21 protein-coding genes are annotated in these 20421 nt (G+C 69.9%); 4 read left to right on the forward strand and 17 right to left on the reverse strand.

The features are described from left to right. Positions 1-10 precede the first annotated feature (10 nt). The 14 genes from tpiA to ACFU8V_RS12580 form a co-directional block, all read right to left on the reverse strand. Positions 11-802 (reverse strand): triose-phosphate isomerase, encoded by a 792-nt coding sequence (gene tpiA, locus ACFU8V_RS12515; protein ID WP_025105024.1) that lies wholly within the window; start codon positions 800-802, stop codon positions 11-13. Further along, positions 793-2007, reverse strand: coding sequence for a phosphoglycerate kinase (locus tag ACFU8V_RS12520; RefSeq protein ID WP_378871530.1), 1215 nt, complete (start codon positions 2005-2007; stop codon positions 793-795). Before ACFU8V_RS12520 ends, tpiA begins: the two co-directional genes overlap by 10 nt. A 10-nt stretch (positions 2008-2017) precedes the next feature. Then, a complete protein-coding gene (gene gap / locus ACFU8V_RS12525; RefSeq protein ID WP_025105026.1) occupies positions 2018-3028 on the reverse strand; it encodes a type I glyceraldehyde-3-phosphate dehydrogenase in 1011 nt (336 codons plus the stop codon). Between the two features lie 115 nt (positions 3029-3143). Continuing rightward, positions 3144-3770, reverse strand: coding sequence for a superoxide dismutase (locus ACFU8V_RS12530; protein ID WP_025105027.1), 627 nt, complete (start codon positions 3768-3770; stop codon positions 3144-3146). Positions 3771-3931: 161 nt separating this feature from the next. Next, the gene (whiA, locus tag ACFU8V_RS12535) at positions 3932-4909 is read right to left on the reverse strand and encodes a DNA-binding protein WhiA (protein WP_025105028.1); all 978 of its coding nucleotides are present in this window, start codon (positions 4907-4909) and stop codon (positions 3932-3934) included. A gap of 63 nt (positions 4910-4972) precedes the next feature. Beyond that, a complete protein-coding gene (gene rapZ / locus ACFU8V_RS12540; RefSeq protein WP_025105029.1) occupies positions 4973-5845 on the reverse strand; it encodes an RNase adapter RapZ in 873 nt (290 codons plus the stop codon). A 35-nt stretch (positions 5846-5880) separates the two neighbouring features. After that, on the reverse strand, positions 5881-7785 hold the full coding sequence (uvrC, locus tag ACFU8V_RS12545) for an excinuclease ABC subunit UvrC (RefSeq protein ID WP_378871536.1): 1905 nt from the start codon (positions 7783-7785) through the stop codon (positions 5881-5883). Beyond that, entirely contained in the window at positions 7785-10673 is a 2889-nt protein-coding gene (gene uvrA / locus ACFU8V_RS12550; RefSeq protein ID WP_025105031.1) for an excinuclease ABC subunit UvrA, read from the reverse strand. Before uvrA ends, uvrC begins: the two co-directional genes overlap by 1 nt. Before the next feature lie 9 nt (positions 10674-10682). After that, the gene (locus ACFU8V_RS12555; protein ID WP_378871540.1) at positions 10683-11258 is read right to left on the reverse strand and encodes a hypothetical protein; all 576 of its coding nucleotides are present in this window, start codon (positions 11256-11258) and stop codon (positions 10683-10685) included. Next, on the reverse strand, positions 11255-12562 hold the full coding sequence (locus tag ACFU8V_RS12560) for a DUF58 domain-containing protein (protein WP_378871543.1): 1308 nt from the start codon (positions 12560-12562) through the stop codon (positions 11255-11257). Before ACFU8V_RS12560 ends, ACFU8V_RS12555 begins: the two co-directional genes overlap by 4 nt. Then, positions 12559-13530: a MoxR family ATPase gene (locus ACFU8V_RS12565; protein WP_062766806.1), complete on the reverse strand. Its 972-nt coding sequence runs from the start codon at positions 13528-13530 to the stop codon at positions 12559-12561. Before ACFU8V_RS12565 ends, ACFU8V_RS12560 begins: the two co-directional genes overlap by 4 nt. Continuing rightward, the gene (locus ACFU8V_RS12570) at positions 13527-13997 is read right to left on the reverse strand and encodes a hypothetical protein (RefSeq protein ID WP_378871546.1); all 471 of its coding nucleotides are present in this window, start codon (positions 13995-13997) and stop codon (positions 13527-13529) included. Before ACFU8V_RS12570 ends, ACFU8V_RS12565 begins: the two co-directional genes overlap by 4 nt. Continuing rightward, positions 13994-14749 (reverse strand): DUF4129 domain-containing protein, encoded by a 756-nt coding sequence (locus tag ACFU8V_RS12575; protein ID WP_338566290.1) that lies wholly within the window; start codon positions 14747-14749, stop codon positions 13994-13996. The genes ACFU8V_RS12570 and ACFU8V_RS12575 overlap by 4 nt, the downstream gene beginning before the upstream one ends. Positions 14750-14812: 63 nt before the next feature. Further along, the gene (locus ACFU8V_RS12580; protein WP_378871550.1) at positions 14813-15256 is read right to left on the reverse strand and encodes a MarR family winged helix-turn-helix transcriptional regulator; all 444 of its coding nucleotides are present in this window, start codon (positions 15254-15256) and stop codon (positions 14813-14815) included. Positions 15257-15301: 45 nt separating this feature from the next. Between ACFU8V_RS12580 and ACFU8V_RS12585 the strand changes: the two genes are divergently transcribed. Further along, a complete protein-coding gene (locus tag ACFU8V_RS12585; protein ID WP_378871553.1) occupies positions 15302-15544 on the forward strand; it encodes a hypothetical protein in 243 nt (80 codons plus the stop codon). A gap of 12 nt (positions 15545-15556) precedes the next feature. Here ACFU8V_RS12585 and ACFU8V_RS12590 read toward each other — a convergent pair whose 3' ends face one another. From ACFU8V_RS12590 to coaE, 3 genes are read right to left on the reverse strand one after another with little or no spacing between them, the layout of a single operon-like run. After that, the gene (locus tag ACFU8V_RS12590) at positions 15557-15904 is read right to left on the reverse strand and encodes a TfoX/Sxy family protein (protein WP_378871556.1); all 348 of its coding nucleotides are present in this window, start codon (positions 15902-15904) and stop codon (positions 15557-15559) included. 11 nt (positions 15905-15915) lie between these two features. Beyond that, the gene (gene uvrB / locus ACFU8V_RS12595) at positions 15916-17988 is read right to left on the reverse strand and encodes an excinuclease ABC subunit UvrB (protein WP_025105040.1); all 2073 of its coding nucleotides are present in this window, start codon (positions 17986-17988) and stop codon (positions 15916-15918) included. A gap of 57 nt (positions 17989-18045) precedes the next feature. Then, entirely contained in the window at positions 18046-18645 is a 600-nt protein-coding gene (gene coaE, locus ACFU8V_RS12600; protein WP_062766818.1) for a dephospho-CoA kinase, read from the reverse strand. Positions 18646-18771: 126 nt separating this feature from the next. Here coaE and ACFU8V_RS12605 point away from each other — a divergent pair, with 126 nt between their 5' ends. The 3 genes from ACFU8V_RS12605 to ACFU8V_RS12615 are packed head-to-tail and all read left to right on the forward strand — an operon-like array spanning position 18772 to position 20408. Further along, complete coding sequence (locus ACFU8V_RS12605) at positions 18772-19329, forward strand: hypothetical protein (RefSeq protein WP_062634042.1); 558 nt, start codon at positions 18772-18774, stop codon at positions 19327-19329. Positions 19330-19365: 36 nt separating this feature from the next. After that, positions 19366-19881, forward strand: a complete 516-nt coding sequence (locus ACFU8V_RS12610) for a signal peptidase I (RefSeq protein ID WP_231729464.1) — start codon at positions 19366-19368, stop codon at positions 19879-19881. A gap of 23 nt (positions 19882-19904) precedes the next feature. Further along, a complete protein-coding gene (locus ACFU8V_RS12615) occupies positions 19905-20408 on the forward strand; it encodes a hypothetical protein (RefSeq protein WP_062766821.1) in 504 nt (167 codons plus the stop codon). Positions 20409-20421 lie beyond the last annotated feature (13 nt).

A 20421-nucleotide genomic window follows, 5' to 3' on the forward strand; every position in this document is an offset into this window, starting at 1 on the left:
CCCGCCGCACTCACACGCCGACGTGCTTCTCGAAGCGGATGATCGCCGCGAACTCGTCGACGACGAGGCTCGCGCCGCCGACCAGAGCGCCGTCCACGTCAGGCTCGCGCATGAAGCTGGCGATGTTCGCCGCCTTGACCGATCCGCCGTAGAGGATGCGGGTGCGGGCCGCCGCCTCGTCGCCGAGGACCTTCGCGATCACGCCGCGGAGCGCCGCGCAGACGTCCTGCGCCTGTTGCGGGGTGGCCGCCTGGCCCGACCCGATGGCCCAGACGGGCTCATACGCCACGACGATGTCGGCCGACGGGGAGACGCCCTGAAGGGCGGCTTCGAGTTGTCCGGCCGGAACGGCGCTGGCACCGAACTTCTCCAGGTCCTCCGCCGTCTCGCCCACGCAGATCACCGGGGAGAGGCCGTGCTTGAGCGCAGCCTTCACCTTGCCGGCCACGATCTCGTCGGACTCGGCGTGGTACTCGCGACGCTCGGAGTGTCCGATGATGACGTACTTCGCGTCGAGCTTCGCCAGGAACGCCCCGGAGATCTCGCCGGTGTACGCACCGGAGTCGTGCGCCGAGACGTCCTGCGCACCGAACGCGAACGGGATCTTGTCCGCGTCGATCAGCGTCTGCACGCTGCGGATGTCGGTGAAGGGCGGGAAGACCGCCACCTCCACGGACCCGTCCTCGTGCTTGGCGTCCTTCAGCGTCCAGTGCAGCTTCTGCACGAACGCCACCGCCTGCAGGTGATCCAGGTTCATCTTCCAGTTGCCCGCGATCAGCGGGGTACGGGAGCTCACGCCCATCCGAGGACCTCCAGCCCAGGTAGTTTCTTGCCCTCGAGGAATTCGAGGCTCGCGCCGCCGCCGGTCGAGATGTGCCCGAACTGATCGTCGGTGAATCCGAGCTGGCGGACGGCCGCGGCGGAGTCGCCGCCGCCGACCACGCTGAGGCCGTCGACCTCGGTCAGTGCCTGCGCGACCGCCTTGGTTCCCGCAGCGAAGGCCGGGAACTCGAACACGCCCATCGGGCCGTTCCAGAACACGGTCTTCGACCCGCGGATGACCTCGGCGAAGCGCGCCGCGGTCTCCGGCCCGATGTCGAGGCCGATGCCCGACGAGCCGAATGCCGTCTCCTCGATCGCGTCCGCGGCGGCCACCTCGTGGTCCGCGCCCGCACCGAAGGAGGCGGCGACGACCACGTCGGTCGGGAGCACGAGCTCCACGCCGCGCTCGGCCGCCTCGGCGATGTAGCCGCGCACGGTCTCGAGCTGGTCCTCCTCGAGGAGACTCGACGCGACGGCGTGCCCCTGTGCCTTCAGGAAGGTGAAGAGCATGCCGCCACCGACGAGGATGCCGTCCACCCGCGGCAGCAGGTGCGAGATGACTCCGAGCTTGTCGCTCACCTTGGACCCGCCGAGCACCACCGCGTACGGCCGCTCCGGGTTCTCCGTGAGGCGATCGAGCACATCGAGCTCGGTCGCGATCAGGAGCCCCGCCGCCGAGGGCAGCAGCTTCGCGAGGTCGTAGACGCTCGCCTGCTTGCGGTGCACGACGCCGAAGCCGTCGGAGACGAGCACGTCGCCGAGCTCCGCGAGCTGCGCCGCGAAGGCACCGCGCTCGGTATCGTCCTTCGACGTCTCCCCCGGGTTGAACCGGAGGTTCTCGATCACGACGACCTGACCGTTCTCGAGGGACGCCACGGCGTCCTTCGCGGCCTCGCCCACGGTGTCGCCGGCGAAGGCGACCGGGGCGCCGAGCAGCTCGGACAGCCGCTGGGCGACCGGCTCGAGGCTGTACTGCGGGTCGGGCGCGCCGTCGGGGCGGCCGAGGTGCGAGCAGACGACGACGCGGGCGCCCGCGTCGATGAGGGTCTTCAGGGTCGGCAGCGAGGCGCGGACACGGCCATCGTCCGTGATGACCCCGTCCCGCAGGGGGACGTTCAGATCACAACGGACGATGACGCGCTTGCCCTCGAGCGAACCCAGTGAGTCCAGGGTGCGCAGAGTCATGTGTCGGAGCTCAGATGCGCTCGGCGACGTACTCGGTCAGGTCGACGAGACGGTTGGAGTAGCCCCACTCGTTGTCGTACCAGCTCGAGACCTTGATCAGGTTGCCGCTGACGTTGGTGAGCGTCGAGTCGAAGATCGACGAGTGCGGGTTGTGCACGATGTCGCTCGACACGATCGGGTCCTCGTTGTACTGCAGGTACCCGGCCAGACGCCCCTCGGCCGCAGCCTTCTTGTAGGCCTCGTTGACCTCGTCCACCGTGAGGTTCTCGCGGTCCGTGATGAGCGTCAGGTCGACGATCGAGCCCGTGGGAACCGGCACGCGGTAGGAGGAACCGCTGAGCTTGCCGTTCAGCTCCGGGAGGACGAGGCCGATGGCCTTCGCGGCACCCGTCGAGGCCGGCGTGATGTTGATCGCGGCGGCGCGGGCGCGGCGGAGATCCTTGTGGGGACCGTCCTGCAGGTTCTGGTCGGCGGTGTAGGCGTGGGCCGTCATCATGAAGCCGCGGTCGATGCCGAAGGCGTCGTTGAACACCTTGGCCAGCGGCGCGAGGCAGTTCGTGGTGCAGGAGGCGTTGGAGATGATGTGGTCCGTCTCCGGGTTGTACGTCTCCTCGTTCACGCCCATGACGATGGTGCGGTCGTCACCCGTGGCCGGAGCCGAGATGAGGACCTTCTTCGCACCGGCGTCGATGTGCTTGCGCGCGGCGTCAGCGTTGGTGAAGAAGCCGGTCGACTCGATGACGATGTCCACGCCCAGCTCGCCCCACGGGAGGTTGGCGGGGTCACGCTCTGCGAAGGCCTTGATCTCCTTGCCGTCGACGGTGATGCTGTCGTCGTCGTACGTGATCTCGGCGTCGAGGACGCCGCTGACCGAGTCGTACTTCAGCAGGTGTGCCAGGGTCTTGTTGTCGGTGAGGTCGTTGACCGCGACGATCTCAAGGTCTGCTCCCTGCGCGAGAGCTGCGCGGAAGTAGTTGCGTCCGATGCGGCCGAAGCCGTTGATACCGATCTTGACAGACACTCAGGTCTCCCTGTTTCTCATGCGCCGAGCGCCGCCGTCGAGCGTGCGCCATGCGCGGGTTTTTTGGCTGAGATGGCGCCCCGACGAGCCGTGGGCCCGCCGGGACGCGACCCGATTACGACAGTACCAGCAGGCCGTTCGTCTGCTGACGGGCGACCTCGAGGCGCTGGGCGACGTTCTCCCAGTTGGCGATGTTCCACGCGGCCTTGACGTAGTCGGCCTTCACGTTGAGGTAGTCGAGGTAGAAGGCGTGCTCCCACATGTCCAGCTGGAACAGCGGGATGGTGCCCTGCGCGGTGTTCGACTGCTGGTCGAAGAGCTGCTGGATGATGAGGCGCGAGCCGATCGAGTCCCAGCTCAGGACGGCCCAGCCGGAACCCTGGATCCCGGTGGCGGCGGCGGTGAAGTGCGCCTGGAACTTCTCAAAGGAGCCGAAGTACTCGTCGATGGCCGCCTTGAGCTCGCCCTCGGGCTGGCCGCCGCCGTTCGGCGAGAGGTTGGTCCAGAAGATCGAGTGGTTGACGTGGCCGCCGAGGTTGAACGCGAGGTCCTTCTCGAGCTTGTTCACGTTCGCGAGGTTGCCGCTCTCGCGGGCCTCGGCCAGCTGCTCCAGGGCGGTGTTGGCGCCCGCGACGTAGGTCGCGTGGTGCTTGTCGTGGTGCAGCTCCATGATCTTGCCGCTGATGTGCGGCTCGAGAGCGGCGAAGTCGTAGGGAAGGTCGGGGAGCGTGTAGGTTGCCATATCGCATTCATCCAATCCGCGCCGCGCCGCGGCGCTTGCCGATGCTCCGCGTCGCCGATGTGCGACGGAGAGCGGACGACTTTCATCCTACTGACGACAACGCCTCGGGTGTCCGGATCCTTCCGGGGGTTGACACGCCGTCCAGGGCGGCGTCACCCGAGTCAGACGTCGAGACCGGCGGGGACGGCGGCCTCGGTCCCCGGGATGCCCTCCTGCTGCGCGCGCTTGTCCGCCATCGCCAGCAGGCGGCGGATGCGGCCGGCCACCGCGTCCTTCGTGAGCGGAGGGTCGGCGTGGTGACCGAGCTCGTCGAGGCTGGCGTCGCGGTGTGCGAGGCGAAGCTCGCCGGCGACACGGAGGTGGTCGGGCACCTCGTCGGCCAGGATCTCGAGAGCGCGCTCGACCCGGGCGCATGCCGCCACGGCGGCCTGCGCGGAACGGCGGAGGTTCGCGTCGTCGAAGTTGACGAGACGGTTGACGCCGGCGCGCACCTCGCGGCGCTGTCGCAGCTCCTCCCACGCGAGAGCGGTGCGCTGGGCGCCCATCTCGCTGAGGATGGTGCGGATCGCCTCCCCCTCGCGCACGACGACGCGGGGAAGCCCGCGGACCTCGCGCGCCTTCGCGGCGACACCGAGGCGGTGGGCGGCACCCACGAGCGCCATGGCGGCCTCGGACGACGGGCAGGCGACCTCGAGCATCGCGGAGCGGCCCGGCTCGCTCAGCGAACCCGCGGCGAGGAAGGCCCCGCGCCAGAGGCCGGCGATCTCCGCACGGGACCCCGTGGTGAGGCGGTTCGGCAGTCCGCGGACCGGGCGGCGACGCTGGTCGAGCAGTCCGGTCTGGCGGGCCAGGGTCTCCCCCTGCGCGATGACGCGGACGGCCCAGCGGGCGCCGTCGTTGGCGGTGCTCGACTGCACCTGGGCGATCTCCGGGCGGACGCCGTAGATCTCGGCGAGGTCGCGGGCCACACGGCGGGCGAGGGTCTCGGCATCGACCTCCGCTTCCACCGCCACACGGCCGGCGATGGAGTGCAGACCACCGGCGAACCGGAGGATGGCCGTCACCTCAGCGACGCGCACCGTCGGAGGTGCATTGCGGATGCTGACGAGCTCAGCCTTGACGTCGGTGGTTAGTGCCACGAGACTCCTTCACGTTCACGCGCCGGGTCGCGACGCAAACCTCCAGCTTACTCGCTCGGGGGCCTATTCCCTGCCGAGGTCACGGTGGCGGACGTTGACCGCGACGCCCGGGATTCCCGCCAGTCGACGGGCGAGCTCCTCGGACATGGCGACCGAACGGTGCTTGCCGCCCGTGCACCCGATGGCGATCGTGGAGTGGCTCTTGTTCTCGCGCTGATACCCCTCGAGGACGGGCACGAGAGCCTTCGCGTAGGCGTCGAGGAACTCCTCCGCGCCGTCCCGGGAGAGCACGTACTCCCTCACGGTCTCGTCCTGCCCCGTGAGACCGCGCAGGTCCTCGTTCCAATACGGGTTCGGGAGGAAGCGCATGTCGGCCACGACGTCGACGTCGGTGGGCAGCCCGTACTTGAAGCCGAAGCTGAGCAGGGTGACCCGGTGCCGCGCCTCGCCCTCCTCCGAGAAGATGTCCGAGACCTTGGTCGCGAGCTGGTGGATGTTCAACGCCGAGGTGTCGATCACCAGATCCGCGGCCTCGCGGATCGGGGCGAGCCGGGCGCGCTCGGTCCGGATGCCGTCGAGGAGGGTGCCGTCGCCCTGCAGCGGATGCGGGCGCCGTACGGCCTCGAAGCGACGGACGAGGACGTCGTCCGAGGCGTCGAGGAAGAGCACGCGGATGGATCCCCTGGTGCGCAGCACGCGAGCGACACCCGGGAAGTCGTCGAAGAGGTTGCGGCCGCGCACGTCGACCACCGCCGCGACCTTCGGCAGCGCGTCGCCCCCCATGCCGGTGAGATCGAGCAGCGGTCGGAGGATCTGCGGCGGCAGGTTGTCGACGACGTACCAGCTGAGATCCTCCAGCGCGTTCGCCACCGTGGTCCGACCCGCGCCGGACATCCCGGTGACGATGAGGAATTCGCCCTGTTCCCCGTCAGACATCGCTCACTGCTCCTTCTCCCCCTCGGCCTCCCAGCCTAGCGAGTGGACAGGTGCGTATGGATGTTCTGGGCGAGCACCGGACCGATCCCCTGGACCTCCTGGATCTGCTGCGGTTCCGCGGCACGCAGCGCGGTGACCGACCCGAAGTGCTTGAGGAGGACCTTGATCCGCGAGGCCCCGAGACCAGGGACCTCGGCGAGCACCGTGGTGATGTCCTTCTTGCGCTTCTTGCGCTGGTGCGTGATTGCGAACCGATGCGCCTCGTCGCGAAGACGCTGGAGCAGGTAGAGGGATTCGCTGGTCCGCGGCAGGATGACCGGGAAGTCGTCTCCCGGCAACCAGATCTCCTCCAGACGCTTGGCGATGCCGCAGACCGCGATCTCCGTGTGTCCGGCGTCGCGCAGTGCCCGCGCGGCGGCCTCGACCTGCGGCTGACCGCCGTCCACGAGCAGCAGCTGCGGCGGGTAGGCGAACCGGGGCTTCCGGCGCACCCCCGCCTCGCCGACGTCTTCCGCGACCACCTCGTCGGTGGTGGGGTCGACGGTCTCCTGCTCTTCCGGGCGGTCGAGGTAGGCGAGCCGACGCCGCAGCACCTGGTACATGGAGTCGGTGTCGTCGGTGGTCTCCGCGATGTTGAAGGTGCGGTACTGGTCCTTGCGCGGCAGCCCGTCCTCGAACACGACCATGGACGCCACCACGTTGGTGCCCCCGAGGTGCGAGATGTCGAAGCACTCGATCCGGAGCGGTGCCTCCTCCATCCCCAGCGCCTCCTGGAGATCGGTGAGCGCCTGCGTGCGCGCGACGTAGTCGCTCGTCCGACGCGTCTTGTGCCTGATCAGCGCCTGCTGGGCGTTCAGGGTGGCCGTGCGCATGAGGTCGGCGCGCTGGCCGCGATGCGCCACGGCGATCTCGACCTTCCGGCCCCGGCGCTCGCGCAGCCACACCTCCAGCTCGGAGGCGTCGTCCGGAAGCACCGGGACGAGGATGCGGCGCGGCACGTCCTGGGCCTCGCCGTACGCCTGCTGAAGGACCTGCTCCACGAGCTCCCCACCCGTGATGTCGATCTCCTTCTCGATCGTCAGGGCCCGGACGCCTCGAACACGACCGCCGCGGATGACGAAGTGCTGCACGGCGGCGGCGAGCTCGTCCTCCGCGATGCCGAACAGGTCGGCGTCCTCGTCGGCCGGGAGCACGAGGGCGCTCTTGCCGAGCACGGCCTCGATCGCCGAGAGCTTGTCACGGTACTTCGCGGCCGCCTCGTAGTCCATGGCCGCCGACGCCGCGAGCATGCGCTGCGTGAGCTCACGGGTGAAGCGTTCGTCACCGCCCGCCATGAATGCGACGAAGTCGTCGACCATGGCGCGATGCTCCTCGATCGACACCGTCATCGAACACGGCCCGCCGCACTTGCCGATCTGCCCGGGGAAGCACGGGCGCCCCGTCTGCATCGCCCGCTTGTAACTGGCGTCGCTGCACGTGCGGATCGGGAACGCCTTGATCATCAGGTCGATGGTCTCGTGCACCGCCCAGACCTTCGGGTACGGACCGAAGTAGCGGGCCCCGGCGATCTTCCGGTTGCGGGTGACCAGCACACGCGGCGCCTCGTCCCCGAGCGTCACCGCCATGAACGGGTACGACTTGTCGTCCCGGTACTTGACGTTGAACGGCGGATCGAACTCCTTGATCCACATGTACTCGAGCTGGAGGGAATCGACGTCGGTGGGCACGACGGTCCACTCCACCGACGCCGCCGTCGTCACCATCCGGCGCGTGCGCTCGTGCAGTGTCCGCAGCGGAGCGAAGTAGTTCGACAGCCGCTGACGGAGGTTCTTCGCCTTCCCGACGTACAGCACCCGGCCGTTGGCGTCGCGGAACCGGTACACCCCCGGGTCGGTCGGGATCTCGCCCGCCCGGGGCTTGTACGGCAGCACGTCGGCCATCAGCTGGCCTTCCGCGCGGAGCGCCCCTCACCCAGGATCTCGGCGAGGAACTGGCCGGTGTGGCTCTCCTCGACCCGCGCGATCTGCTCCGGCGTGCCGGTGGCGAGGATCGTGCCGCCGCCGGAACCGCCCTCCGGACCCAGGTCGATCACCCAGTCGGCCGACTTGATCACGTCGAGGTTGTGCTCGATCACGATGACCGTGTTGCCCTTGTCGACCAGACCGTTCAGCACCTCGAGGAGCTTGCGCACGTCTTCGAAGTGCAGACCCGTCGTCGGCTCGTCGAGCACATAGATGCTCCGGCCGTTGCTGCGACGCTGGAGCTCGGTCGCGAGCTTCACGCGCTGCGCCTCACCGCCCGACAGCGTCGTCGCCGACTGCCCGAGGCGCACGTATCCCAGCCCCACGTCGACCAGGGTCTTCATGTAGCGGTGGATGGCCTGGATCGGCTCGAAGAACTCGGCCGCCTCCTCGATGGGCATCTCCAGCACCTCGGCGATGTTCTTGCCCTTGTAGTGCACGGCGAGGGTGTCGCGGTTGTACCGCTTGCCGTGGCACACCTCGCAGTCCACGTACACGTCCGGGAGGAAGTTCATCTCGATCTTGATCGTGCCGTCGCCCGAGCACGCCTCGCAGCGTCCGCCCTTGACGTTGAAGCTGAAGCGTCCGGGCTGGTAGCCGCGGACCTTCGCCTCGGGCGTCTCGCTGAAGAGCGTGCGGATGCGGTCGAAGACACCGGTGTAGGTCGCCGGGTTCGATCGCGGGGTGCGGCCGATCGGCGCCTGGTCGACGTGCACGACCTTGTCGAGGTTGTCGAGCCCGGTCACGCGCGTGTGCTTGCCCGGCACCGTCCGCGCCCCGTTGAGCCGCGACGCGAGCACCTGATACAGGATGTCGTTCACGAGGGACGACTTCCCGGATCCGCTGACGCCGGTGACCGCGGTCAGCACGCCGAGCGGGAAGTCGGCCGTGACGTTGCGGAGGTTATTGGCGCGGGCGCCCACGACGCTGAGCATGCGCTTCTTGTCGATCTTGCGGCGCTTCGCCGGCATCGGGATCTCCCGACGGCCCGAGAGGTAGTCCCCGGTCATCGATTCGGTGTCGGCGAGCAGCGCCGAGTAGGGCCCGGAGTGGACCACGGCACCGCCGTTCACGCCGGCGCCCGGGCCGATGTCGACCACCCAATCCGCGGCCTCGATGGTCTCCTCGTCGTGCTCGACGACGATCAGGGTGTTCCCGAGGTCGCGCAGCGTGAGCAGCGTCTCGATGAGCCGGCGGTTGTCGCGCTGGTGCAGTCCGATCGACGGTTCGTCGAGGACGTAGAGCACGCCGGTGAGACCGGAGCCGATCTGCGTGGCGAGGCGGATGCGCTGGGCCTCGCCACCCGACAGCGAGCCGGCCGAACGGCTGAGGTTGAGGTAGGACAGACCGACCTGGAGGAGGAAGTCGAGGCGCAGGCGGATCTCACGGAGCACCTGGGCGGCGATCTTGGCCTCGCGGTCGGTGAGATGCAGCTTCTCCATGAACGCCCGGGCGTCGGCCAGGCTCAGGTGGGAGACCTCGGCGATGGAGTGGCCGTGCACCTGCACGGCCAGCACCTCGGGCTTGAGACGGTCGCCGTTGCAGACCGGGCACGGGACCTCGCGGAGGTACTCGCCCCACCGGCTGCGCTGGGTGTCGGACTCGGCCTGCAGGTACTGCCGCTCGATGTACGGCACCACGCCCTCGAATCCGGAGGCGTAGCGCATCTCACGGCCGTAGCGGTTCTTCCACTTGACGGTGACCTTGTAGTTCTCTCCGCGCAGGACTGCTTCCTTGACGTCGGAGTGCAGTTCGCGCCACGGGGTGTCGAGGGAGAAGTCGAGGTCGCGGGAGAGTCCTTCGAGCAGGCGCTCGTAGTACTGGAAGAGCCCCTTGCCCTGCGTGGTCCACGGGATGATGACGCCCTCGCGGATCGAGAGGTCTTCGTCGCCGAGCATCAGATCGACGTCCACCGACATGCGGGTGCCGAGGCCCGAGCAGGCGGGGCAGGCACCGAACGGCGCGTTGAAGGAGAACGTGCGCGGCTCGATCTCGGTGAGGGTGAGCGCGTGGCCGTTCGGGCACGCGAGCTTCTCCGAGAACGTCTGCCAGGCGTCGTCGCCCTCGCCGTCCACGTAGTTGATCTGCACGACCCCACCGGCGAGACCGAGAGCGGTCTCCACCGAGTCGGTCACGCGTCCGAGGATGTCGGGCGAGGCGACGAGGCGGTCGACGACCACCGCGATGTCGTGCTTGTAGCTCTTCTTGAGCGTCGGAGGCTCGGCCAGCTGGATGAGCTCGCCGTCGACGATCGCCCGCGAGTAGCCCTTCGCCCCGAGCTCCCGGAACAGGTCGACGAACTCGCCCTTCTTCTGGGAGACGATCGGCGCGACCACCTGGTAGCGGGTGCGCTCCGGGAGCTCCATGAGCTGGTCGGCGATCTGCTGGACGGTCTGCCGCTGGATCTTCTCGCCGCACACCGGACAGTGCGGAACGCCGATACGCGCCCAGAGCAGACGCATGTAGTCGTAGATCTCGGTGATCGTGCCGACCGTCGACCGCGGGTTGCGGTTCGTCGACTTCTGATCGATCGACACCGCCGGGCTCAGCCCCTCGATGAAATCGACGTCCGGCCGGTCGACCTGACCGAGGAACTGCCGCGCGTAGGCGCTCAGCGACTCGACGTACCGGCGCTGCCCCTCGGCGAAGATCGTGTCGAAGGCGAGGCTCGACTTCCCCGATCCGGAGAGGCCGGTGAAGACCACCAGCGAGTCACGGGGGATGTCGATGTCGACGTTCTTGAGATTGTGCACGCGGGCGCCGCGGACACTGAGTTTTCCTGGGGAAGCAACGGGGACGATGGGCACCGAACAAGTCTACGAGGGGCCACGGACATCGGCTCCGAGAACGCCGAACGCCCCGGTTCCTGCGGCCGCCACGTCGGCCCGTCTCGCAGCGCGGACCGCGAGCAGGACCCCACCCAGCAGCATCGCCGCGGCGACCGGTGCCAGGAGCGCGGTCGTCCCGGTGATCTCCCGCTCGGTGAGCAGCCAGACTCCGAACGCGACCGGCTGGGCGAGCAGCTGGACCGTGAGGAAGCGGCCGGCGGTCGGAAGCAGGACCGGGAGGGCCACACGCGAGGACGGCGGCACCACGAGACTCAGCGACGCGCACACGTGCAGAGCATGCACGCACAGCAGCGCCAGCGCCGTCCGGCCGGGATCCGGCTCGGTGAGGATCACCCCGAACGGCAGGCACGCGAGCGCCACCCAGGCGGCGAGGCTGCGCGGGATCGCGACGGCGACGAGCGCGGCGAGCACCGCGATGCCCTGCCACAGCGGGAACGGGATGAGCATCAGGGCCCCGCCGGCGGCCACGGCGACCATCGCGAGCCGGATGACGATGCCCGGCACCGCGGCGCCGGTGCGGAACGAGCGGACGGAACGACTCATCGGCGCCCCGTCCCCCGGCGCGTGAGACGACGCGCCGCCAGCCGCATCGCCGCATCGGCTCCGCTCGACCACGGCACCACCTCGATGCCCGCGTGGTCCAGCTCCGTCAGGATGTCGGCGCGTTCGGCGAGCAGCGCGCGAAGCGCGATCCGCTGTTCCCTGGTGAGGCGGGTCGCCTCCGGCACAGGGAGCACGTCGACCGCCACGACGGCGTGGCCCGCGGCACGCCAGCTCGTCGCCAGCCGCGCGGCGACCCCGTCGACGAACGTCGAGAGCACGAAGACGATCGAGCCGGGCGGCACCACCGGCGAGCGACGATACGAGGGGTCGGCGCCGAGGCCGGTGGCCGCGATGGCGCGGCGGAGACGGGCGAGGTGCCGCACTCCTCCACCGGACGGCAGCGACACCCCGTCCGGGGAGAGGGCGTGATAGGCGACCCGGTCCCCGACGCCGATGGCGGCCGTGGCGATCGCGAGGGCAGCCTCACGCGCGTGATCGAGCGACGTGACCCCGGAGCGATCGGCGTCGCCGCTCCCCCACGCGGCGACGACGGCACCCAGGTCTTCCGCGGTGTCGATCGCGATGACCACCGAGGAATCGCTCAGCGCGTCGTCCCTGCGCACCAGGAGGTCGCCGGGGCGACGGGCGGCTCGCGCGGTCGCCCGCCAGTCGACCCGCCGGAGCTCATCCCCCGGGACGAAGGGCTGGATGTCGCGGAAGTCCCCACCCTGACCGGGGCGCGAGCCCGGATGGGCACCGTGGAGTCCGGTGAGTCGCGGCGCCACCGGGAGGGTGCTGATCCGCACGCCGCGCGGGGGCGCGTTCCAGGCGACGGCCGTCCGGGGAAGGAGCCCCGTGACCCACGCACCGTCGAGGTCGGATCCCCGCGCGGTCACGCCGAGCGGCTCACTCGGCCCGGAGTGCTGCAGAGCACTGCGGGCCGTGACGCACGCGGCGCCGGGCCGCACGTCCGCGAGGCCGGTCCGCCGCCCGTCCTGATCCACCGCGACCTGGACGGCGTCGGCCGTCAGCAGCACGTCCACGGTGGTCCGCACCTCCGGGCGGTCACCGTCGCCGACGGCCTGGGCCCGCAGCGCGATGCGTGCGTGTCCGGGACGGGGGCGCGAGAGGAGCGCCCAGCCCGCGGTCAGCGCCAGCGGCAGCCCGAGGGCGACGACGTCCGGACGCGAGGAGGCGAGCCCGACCGCCGCGAGGATCGCGCCGCCGGCGATGCCGAGCGCGATGACCGGCGTGCGCCGCCACGTGAGTGCGGCGGTGGACTCGACCGCCGTCTCGTCCGTCACGGCGTCGTCGCGACCGTCGGAGGCACCGGCGTCCGAGCCAGCGCCGCGTCCACCACCGTCCGCGGATCGACGCCCTGCGCCCAGGCTTGCGGCGTCAGCGTCAGGCGGTGAGCGAGGACGGGCACCGCGATGCGCTTGATGTCGTCCGGCCGCACATACGCCCGGCCGTCCAGGGCGGCGAGCGCGCGGCCGAGGAGGACGAGCGCCTGCGAGCCGCGCGGGGACGCGCCGACGGCCACCGTCGCCGCCTCGCGGGTGGCGCGGGCGAGTTCGACGGCGTACCGCACGACGTCGGGATCGACGTGGATGCGCTCGACCGCGGCCTGAAGACGCTGGAGGCCCTCCGCGTCCAGAACGGGTGCGACCTCGACATCCGGGCTCTGCCGCTCGACGCGGTCGAGGATGATGCGCGCCTCCTCCTCAGCGCCGGGATAGCCCACGGCGAGCCGCACCATGAACCGGTCGAGCTGGGCTTCGGGCAGCGCGTACGTCCCCTCGTACTCGATCGGGTTCGAGGTCGCGATCACGTGGAACGGCCGTGGGAGGGCGAACCGATTGCCCTCCACCGTCACCTGGCGCTCGGCCATGGCCTCGAGCATCGCCGACTGCGTCTTCGGCGTCGTCCGGTTGATCTCGTCCGCGAGCAGCAGGCCCGTGAAGAGGGGGCCGGGGCGGAAGGCGAACTCTCCGGTCGAGGGCGAGTACACATACGAGCCGGTGACGTCGCCGGGAAGCATGTCAGGAGTGCACTGCAGCCGACGGAAGTCCAGGCCGAGGGCCCCCGCCAGACTCCGCGCGGCGAGCGTCTTGCCGAGGCCGGGGACGTCCTCGAAGAGCACATGTCCCCCGGCAAGGATCGTGGCGAGCGCCAGAGTCAGAGGCTCGTCCATCCCGACCACCGCTGTCCGGACGCCGGCGAGCACGCGGCGTCCGACGTCGGCGATCTGCGCGGTCTCATCGTTGGTCATGAAGTCTCCTCCGTGTCGGTAGGGATGCGATCGAGGGCGTCGAGGGCGTGCTCGATGTCGGCACGCTGCACGTCACGCGCGTGCAGGGACGCCCGAACGCCGTCCCCCAGCATCGCGTCGATGCGCGGGTGGTCGTCAGGATCGTCGAGGTCGAGGCCGCGATGGGCGAGGCGCCGCCGGACGACCCCCTGCACGCGCCGCACGACGACGTGCCCGGCGACGCCCGTGCGGGTGTTGATCGCCCAGGCCATCCGCGACACGTCCGAGCCGCGCGATTCCGGCCGCGGCGCCTCCGGCGGCCACACGACCGCCTCGTCGACGAAGACCTGCCGAGTGGCCGCGACCACCGCGAGCAGGAGGAGGGTCCAGGCCACGGCGAAGGCGGCAGGCACTCCGAGCACGAGGAGCACGGTGGGGAGAGCGGCCCCGATGAGGGCGCTGATCACCGTCACGACGATGCCCTTCACCGCCACCCCTCCTTGATGCCCCGGAGGGCGACCACGGCGCTCTGTCGGTCCTGCTCGTCCGCGACCAGCCCACCGAAGCGGACCCGCTCGTACAGCCCCTGGAGCCGGAGCACGTCGGCCGCGATGCTCCGGCGGGCACCGACCACCCGGGCCGTGAACTCCGCCGGCGTCTCGGCGGCTCCGCGACCGTGGCCGGCGTCGGCGGCGGATTCCTCCAGTCCGACCCACGCGGCGACGATCGCATCACCGGGATCGGGCCTCGCTGTCACGGTGCGCAACGCGGCGGAGACCCCGCGGCGGATGACCTCCTCGTTCGGAGGTACCGCGGGAGTGCTGCCACCGTCCTCCCCGGCGGCAGCGGTGACCTCACGACGATCGAGCGGACGTGCCTGCCACAGCCGTCGGAGGAAGCGGAGGAGCTGACGCAGGACCACGAGGACGAGGGCGAGGACGGCCAGCGTCAGCAGCGCCCCGAAGACCACCCCGAGAATCTGCGCGAGAGCGGATTCGCCCCAGGACTCCGGGGGCGGTGGTGTCCCGGTCGTCGACGGGACCGGGAGGACGAGGTCCTCCGGGGGCGGCGGCGTGCTCTCCGGTTGTGACGACGAGAACTGCGGGGTGCCCTGTCCCGCGGCAGCGAGCATGAGGACCCCGAACAGTCCGGCGATCGCGGCGAGGCCGAGCAGCGGCGCGGTCGCCCCTGACCGGCGCACGGCCTCCGGTGCACGGACCGGAGGCTCTGGGCGCGACATGCCTCCACCCTAGGGGCGCGGCCCGAGACGGCCCCGTTCCGCACCGGGGTGCCGCGGAACGGGTCAGCTCTGATCGGGGCGCCGCCCCGCGAAGGCCCCGAGCCCGTCACGGAGAGCGGCGATCTCGCCGATGCCCATCCCCACGGCGGCCATCACCTGCCGCGGCACATCCACGGCCCTCGCACGCAGAGCCGCTCCGGCATCGGTGAGCGTGATCTCCAGTCGGCGCTCGTCTTCACTGCTGCGCTGGCGCGTCACCAGGCCGTCGGTCTCGAGCCTCTTGACGAGGGGCGACGCGGTCGCGGGCTCCAGCGCGAGGTCGGCGGCGAGGTCGTTCAGGGTCCGCGGCGACCGCTCCCACAGGGCGAGCATCACCAGGTACTGCGGGTGCGTCAACCCGAGCGGCTCGAGGATCGGCCGGTAGATCGCCACGACGTTCCGCGCCGCCGTGACCACGGCGAAGCAGAGCTGATTCTCGAGCCGGAGCAGATCGTCGGTGTCAGTCACGGTCCCGACTATACATCTGCACGAATCATTAGTACACTAACGAACATGTCACGCGACTCCAGCCGCCCCCCTCTTCGCACCCGCATCCGCGAGGCGGGGGGCCTTTACACCTGGGTGAACACCAACCTCGTGCGTCTCGCCGGCCCGGCCTCGGTCGGGCCGTACGAGAAGACGCCGCCGCCCAGCGCCGCGGAGCGCGCCGAACGGGCCTGTCCGCTGTGCGGCGCGCCGATGACCGAGCACGAGATCGATCGCTCGGGCCCGAAGACGCTGGTGCACTGCCCGTAAGCTCCCTCGGCGTCAGTCGTCGTCATCGGCGAGCGCGGCGCCGACCGACTCGCGGGCCATGTCGATCCACGTCATGAGCGCGGCGTCGTCGGCGATCGCCGAGGCTGCGACATCGATCCAGCCGGACCCCATGGTGCGGGCTCCCATCACGGCACGCGCGGCCCCGGGCAGCGTCACGGCGACAGCCCCGTTCTCCTCATCCACGCGGACGAGAAGCGTCCCGTCCTTCCGGGCACCCACGAGGATGCGCCCCTCGTCGAGGAATGCCCTGGTCCCGAACATCCGGCGCTCCTCGATGGAAGGGTCGGCCCCGAGCAGTGCGCGGACGCGGTCCGCGAGTTCCTCTCCTGCGGCATCCATCTCGGCTCCGTCTACGCGTGCCCGGCCCGCTCCATCGACCGGAGCTCCTTCTTCAGATCCTGCACTTCGTCGCGCAGGCGCCCGGCGAGCTCGAACTTCAGCTCCGCGGCTGCCGCGAGCATCTGATCGGTGAGGTCCTGGATCGTGGCCTCCAGCTGCTGAGCGCCCTCGGCCGCGATCCCGGTGCGCCGCAGGTTCGGTGTCGGCGACTTGCCCTTGCCCGACGCGCGGCCCCGGCCGGACATCAGCTCCGCCGTATCCTGACCCTCGCGCGCCAGCACCTCTGTGATGTCGGCGATGCGCTTGCGCAGCGGCTGCGGATCGATGCCGTGCTCCTTGTTGTACGCGATCTGCTTCTCACGCCGACGGTCGGTCTCCTCGATGGCCTTGGCCATGGAGTCCGTCATGTTGTCCGCGTACATGTGGACTTCACCCGAGACGTTGCGCGCCGCGCGGCCGATCGTCTGGATGAGTGAGGTCCCGGAGCGGAGGAAGCCCTCCTTGTCCGCGTCGAGGATCGCGACGAGCGACACCTCCGGGAGGTCGAGTCCCTCGCGCAGCAGGTTGATACCGACCAGGACGTCGTACACACCGGCGCGCAGTTCGCTGAGGAGCTCGACGCGGCGCAGGGTGTCGACGTCGGAGTGCAGGTAGCGCACCCGGACGCCGTGCTCGCCGAGGAAGTCCGTCAGCTCCTCCGCCATCTTCTTCGTGAGCGTCGTGACGAGCACGCGCTCGTCCCGCTCCACGCGAAGCCGGATCTCTTCGAGGAGATCGTCGATCTGCCCCTTCGAGGGCTTGACGATGATCTCCGGGTCGACGAGGCCGGTCGGGCGGATGATCTGCTCCACCACGCCGTCGGCGATGCCCATCTCGTACTTGCCGGGGGTGGCGGACAGGTAGACGGTCTGCCCCACGCGGTTCTTGAACTCGTCCCAGCGCAGCGGTCGGTTGTCCATCGCGCTCGGCAGCCGGAATCCGTGGTCGACGAGGGTGCGCTTGCGGGACGCGTCGCCTTCGTACATCGCGCCGATCTGCGGCACCGTGACGTGGGACTCGTCGATGACGAGCAGGAAGTCGTCCGGGAAGAAGTCGAGGAGCGTGTGCGGGGGCTCGCCGGGCATGCGTCCGTCCATGTGACGCGAGTAGTTCTCGATGCCGGAGCAGAATCCGAGCTGCTGGAGCATCTCCAGGTCGAAGGTCGTGCGCATCCGGAGGCGCTGCGCCTCGAGGAGCTTGCCCTGACGCTCGAACTCCTTCAGCCGCTCCTCCAGCTCGTGCTCGATGGTGCCGATGGAGCGCTGGATGACGTCGGTGCCCGCGACGTAGTGCGAGGCGGGGAAGATCGGCACGGCGTCCAGCTTCTCGATGACCTCGCCCGTGAGCGGGTGCAGCGAGTAGAGCGCCTCGATCTCGTCGCCGAACAGCTCGATGCGGATGGCGTGCTCCTCGTACACCGGGATGATCTCGATCGTGTCGCCGCGCACGCGGAAGTTTCCCCGCGAGAAGTCGACGTCGTTGCGGTTGTACTGCATCGCGATGAACTGACGGATCAGGGCGTCGCGGTCGTACCGCTCCCCCACCTGCAGCGCGACCATGGCGCGCAGGTACTCCTCCGGAGCACCCAGGCCGTAGATGCAGGAGACGGTCGACACCACGACCACGTCACGCCGGCTCAGCAGGGAGTTCGTCGTCGAGTGGCGGAGCCGCTCGACCTCCGCGTTGATCGAGGAGTCCTTCTCGATGAAGGTGTCCGTCTGCGGGACGTACGCCTCGGGCTGGTAGTAGTCGTAGTACGAGACGAAGTACTCGACGGCGTTGTTCGGCATGAGCTCGCGGAACTCGTTGGCGAGCTGTGCCGCGAGGGTCTTGTTGTGCGCGAGCACGAGCGTGGGACGCTGCACCTGCTCGACGAGCCAGGCCGTGGTCGCCGACTTGCCCGTTCCGGTGGCGCCGAGCAGCACGATGTCGGTCTCGCCCGCGTTGATACGGGAGGCCAGCTCGGCGATGGCCTGCGGCTGGTCACCGGCAGGGGCGTACTCGCTGATGACCTCGAAGGGGCGGACACTGCGGGTGGGCTGCATACATCAAGCGTATGCCGCCCCTCCGACATCGGGGCCGCGTCCGGCGGCGACACCGCTTCAGCTCGCGCGGAGCCGGTTCCAGAGCGCGTCCGTCTGGGCCAGCGTGTCCGCGATCGATCCTGCGGTGTCGATCACGACGTCGGCGATCGCGAGCCGCCGGTCGTCCGGAACCTGGGCGGCGATCCGTCCGCGGGCCTCGTCGGGCGTCATCCCGCGCAGGTGCACGAGCCTCTCGAGGCGAACCTCCTCCGGGGCATGGGCGACGACGATCGCATCCCAGGGGTCGTCGACACGAGCCTCCACGAGAAGCGGCACGTCGTACACGACGACGGCATCCGGATCAGCCTGGAAGGCGGCGTCGAAACGACGCTGGGACTCGGCCCGTACGGCCGGGTGCACGATGGCGTTCAGCTGTGCGAGACGGCCAGGATCGGCGAACACGGTCGCACCGAGAGCGGCTCGGTCGAGCGACCCGTCTTCGGCGATGACCTCGTCACCGAACGTCCGCGCGATCGCGCCGAGCACCTCGGATCCGGGCGCCTGCACCTCGCGCACGATCCGATCCGCGTCGACGACCACCGCGCCGAGTTCGGCGAGCCGGTTCGCGATGGTGGACTTTCCCGACGCAATGCCTCCGGTGAGAGCGATGAGCGGCATCCGACCATCCTGCCACGCCTGTCCGAGGGCGGCGCACGACGCTGCCGCGGAACAATCGGGAAAGCTTCGGTCCCTCTTGAGGAAGACTTGACGGTCCCCTGAGGTGCGCTGCGTAACGTCGAAGCCATGACGAACACGGATGCCCCCGCACGCCCTGACCGCACCGAGCGACGCTCCCGGCGGCGCCCGATCATGGCGTTCGCGCTGGCCGTGCTCGCGACCGGAGGGATCGGTGCCGCGCTCACGAGCGCCGCGTGGACCGACAACACCTTCTTCAGCGCCCCGGCCGCAGGAGCCACCTTCAACCTCCAGGGTTCCACCGACGGGACCACCTGGAAGGAGTCGGCCGCGAAGAACAGCATCGAGCTCGTCGTGCCCGCGGAGAAGCTGGCCAACCTGCTCCCGGGCGAGACCCGCACGATCAAGCTCTGGGTGAAGAACGCCAGCTCCGTCAACGCCGCACTCACCTCGACCGTCGAGTACGCCCCCGGCAACACGGCGACGGACTTCACGGTCAAGCCGACGGCGACGATCACCGGGCTCGCGGCGTCGCTGACCTCCTCCGGCTCCACGGCGACCGATGAGTTCGACCTCGTCGTCACCACCCCGGCCGACTGGCCGACGAGCAACCAGGGCAAGACCGGCACGATCCTCGTCACGGTCTCCGCCACCGCCACCAACTGACCCCTCGCCCCGCAGCAGAGAACGAAGAGACGAACCGTGGTGCAGATCCTCCGCCGGCTCGCCCTGCCCGTGCTCTGGGCGCTGGCTGCCACGGGCGTGGGCTGCGGCGTCGTCTGGGGCGCCACGGCGATCGGGCTCATCCAGCCGCTCGTCGTGATCTCGGGCTCGATGGAGCCCGGGATCATGACGGGCGATCTCCTCATCGCCACGAAGGTCCCCGCCGACTCTCTGGAGGTGGGCGACGTCGTCAGCCTTCGGAGCGCGCTGACCGACTCCCTGGTGACTCATCGCATCACCGCCATCGAAGCCGCCGACGGCGCGCGCACGATCACCATGAAGGGCGACAACAACGAGTTCTCCGACGCTCTCGACTATCCGGTCACCGGCGATGTCTGGAAGCCGGCGGTGCAGCTTCCCGGTTGGGGGACCGCCATCATGCGGATGACCACGCCCGCCGTCGCCGTCCCGCTGCTCCTCGGACTCCTGGGGCTGCTCGGCCTGAGCATGATGAGCCCTGGGGAGCGACCGGCGCGGAAGCCGCTGACCACGTGATGCCGGCACGACGGGTGTCCCCGATGGCCGGCTTCGCGGTCGCGATGGCGTTCGTCTTCCTGGCCGTCGCCCAGGGAAGCGTCTCGACCACTACCGCGGCGTGGACGGATCGGACCGTGGTCACGGCGACGGTGACGTCCGCCTCGGCATGGTTGTCGCCGTTCGCGGGGAACACGTGCAAGGCCTACAGCAGCCAGTCGGCAGCTCCCACCAGCTGCGCGATCACGGCGATCCGCTACGAGGAGATCAGCGACACCTCCGGCCACTTCTACATCAGCACGAACGCCCCGGGCGGGTCGCACCACGTCGACGTCGACGTGGATCTGAAGAAGGCGACGGGCCTTCCCCGGACGTGGACCTCGTGGACCGCTGCGGGGGTGCTCCCGGGCAGCCACGTCACGCCGGACCCCGCGTGGACGTGCTCCTCGTTGCCCCGGCTCACCGGCCGCAGCCTCGACTGGCACCTCACCGACCTTCAGGTTGCCGTGACGCTGCAGCGCACCACGGCGAACACGATCTGCACCTGAGCCTCCTGGGCAC

It is taken from the genome of Microbacterium sp. NPDC057658, assembly GCF_042799975.1.
Taxonomy (GTDB): Bacteria; Actinomycetota; Actinomycetes; order Actinomycetales; family Microbacteriaceae; genus Microbacterium.

Coding starts and splice junctions, on each gene's coding strand:
- coaE (WP_062766818.1), bottom strand. CDS start 18,645: ATGCCGCTCATCGCTCTCACCGGAGGCATTGCGTCGGGAAAGTCCACC.
- ACFU8V_RS12565 (WP_062766806.1), bottom strand. CDS start 13,530: ATGACCAACGATGAGACCGCGCAGATCGCCGACGTCGGACGCCGCGTG.
- uvrB (WP_025105040.1), bottom strand. CDS start 17,988: ATGCAGCCCACCCGCAGTGTCCGCCCCTTCGAGGTCATCAGCGAGTAC.
- ACFU8V_RS12590 (WP_378871556.1), bottom strand. CDS start 15,904: ATGGATGCCGCAGGAGAGGAACTCGCGGACCGCGTCCGCGCACTGCTC.
- ACFU8V_RS12615 (WP_062766821.1), top strand. CDS start 19,905: ATGGCCGGCTTCGCGGTCGCGATGGCGTTCGTCTTCCTGGCCGTCGCC.
- ACFU8V_RS12520 (WP_378871530.1), bottom strand. CDS start 2,007: ATGACTCTGCGCACCCTGGACTCACTGGGTTCGCTCGAGGGCAAGCGC.
- ACFU8V_RS12585 (WP_378871553.1), top strand. CDS start 15,302: ATGTCACGCGACTCCAGCCGCCCCCCTCTTCGCACCCGCATCCGCGAG.
- uvrC (WP_378871536.1), bottom strand. CDS start 7,785: ATGGCCGACGTGCTGCCGTACAAGCCCCGGGCGGGCGAGATCCCGACC.
- tpiA (WP_025105024.1), bottom strand. CDS start 802: ATGGGCGTGAGCTCCCGTACCCCGCTGATCGCGGGCAACTGGAAGATG.
- ACFU8V_RS12605 (WP_062634042.1), top strand. CDS start 18,772: ATGACGAACACGGATGCCCCCGCACGCCCTGACCGCACCGAGCGACGC.
- ACFU8V_RS12575 (WP_338566290.1), bottom strand. CDS start 14,749: ATGTCGCGCCCAGAGCCTCCGGTCCGTGCACCGGAGGCCGTGCGCCGG.
- ACFU8V_RS12530 (WP_025105027.1), bottom strand. CDS start 3,770: ATGGCAACCTACACGCTCCCCGACCTTCCCTACGACTTCGCCGCTCTC.
- ACFU8V_RS12555 (WP_378871540.1), bottom strand. CDS start 11,258: ATGAGTCGTTCCGTCCGCTCGTTCCGCACCGGCGCCGCGGTGCCGGGC.
- rapZ (WP_025105029.1), bottom strand. CDS start 5,845: ATGTCTGACGGGGAACAGGGCGAATTCCTCATCGTCACCGGGATGTCC.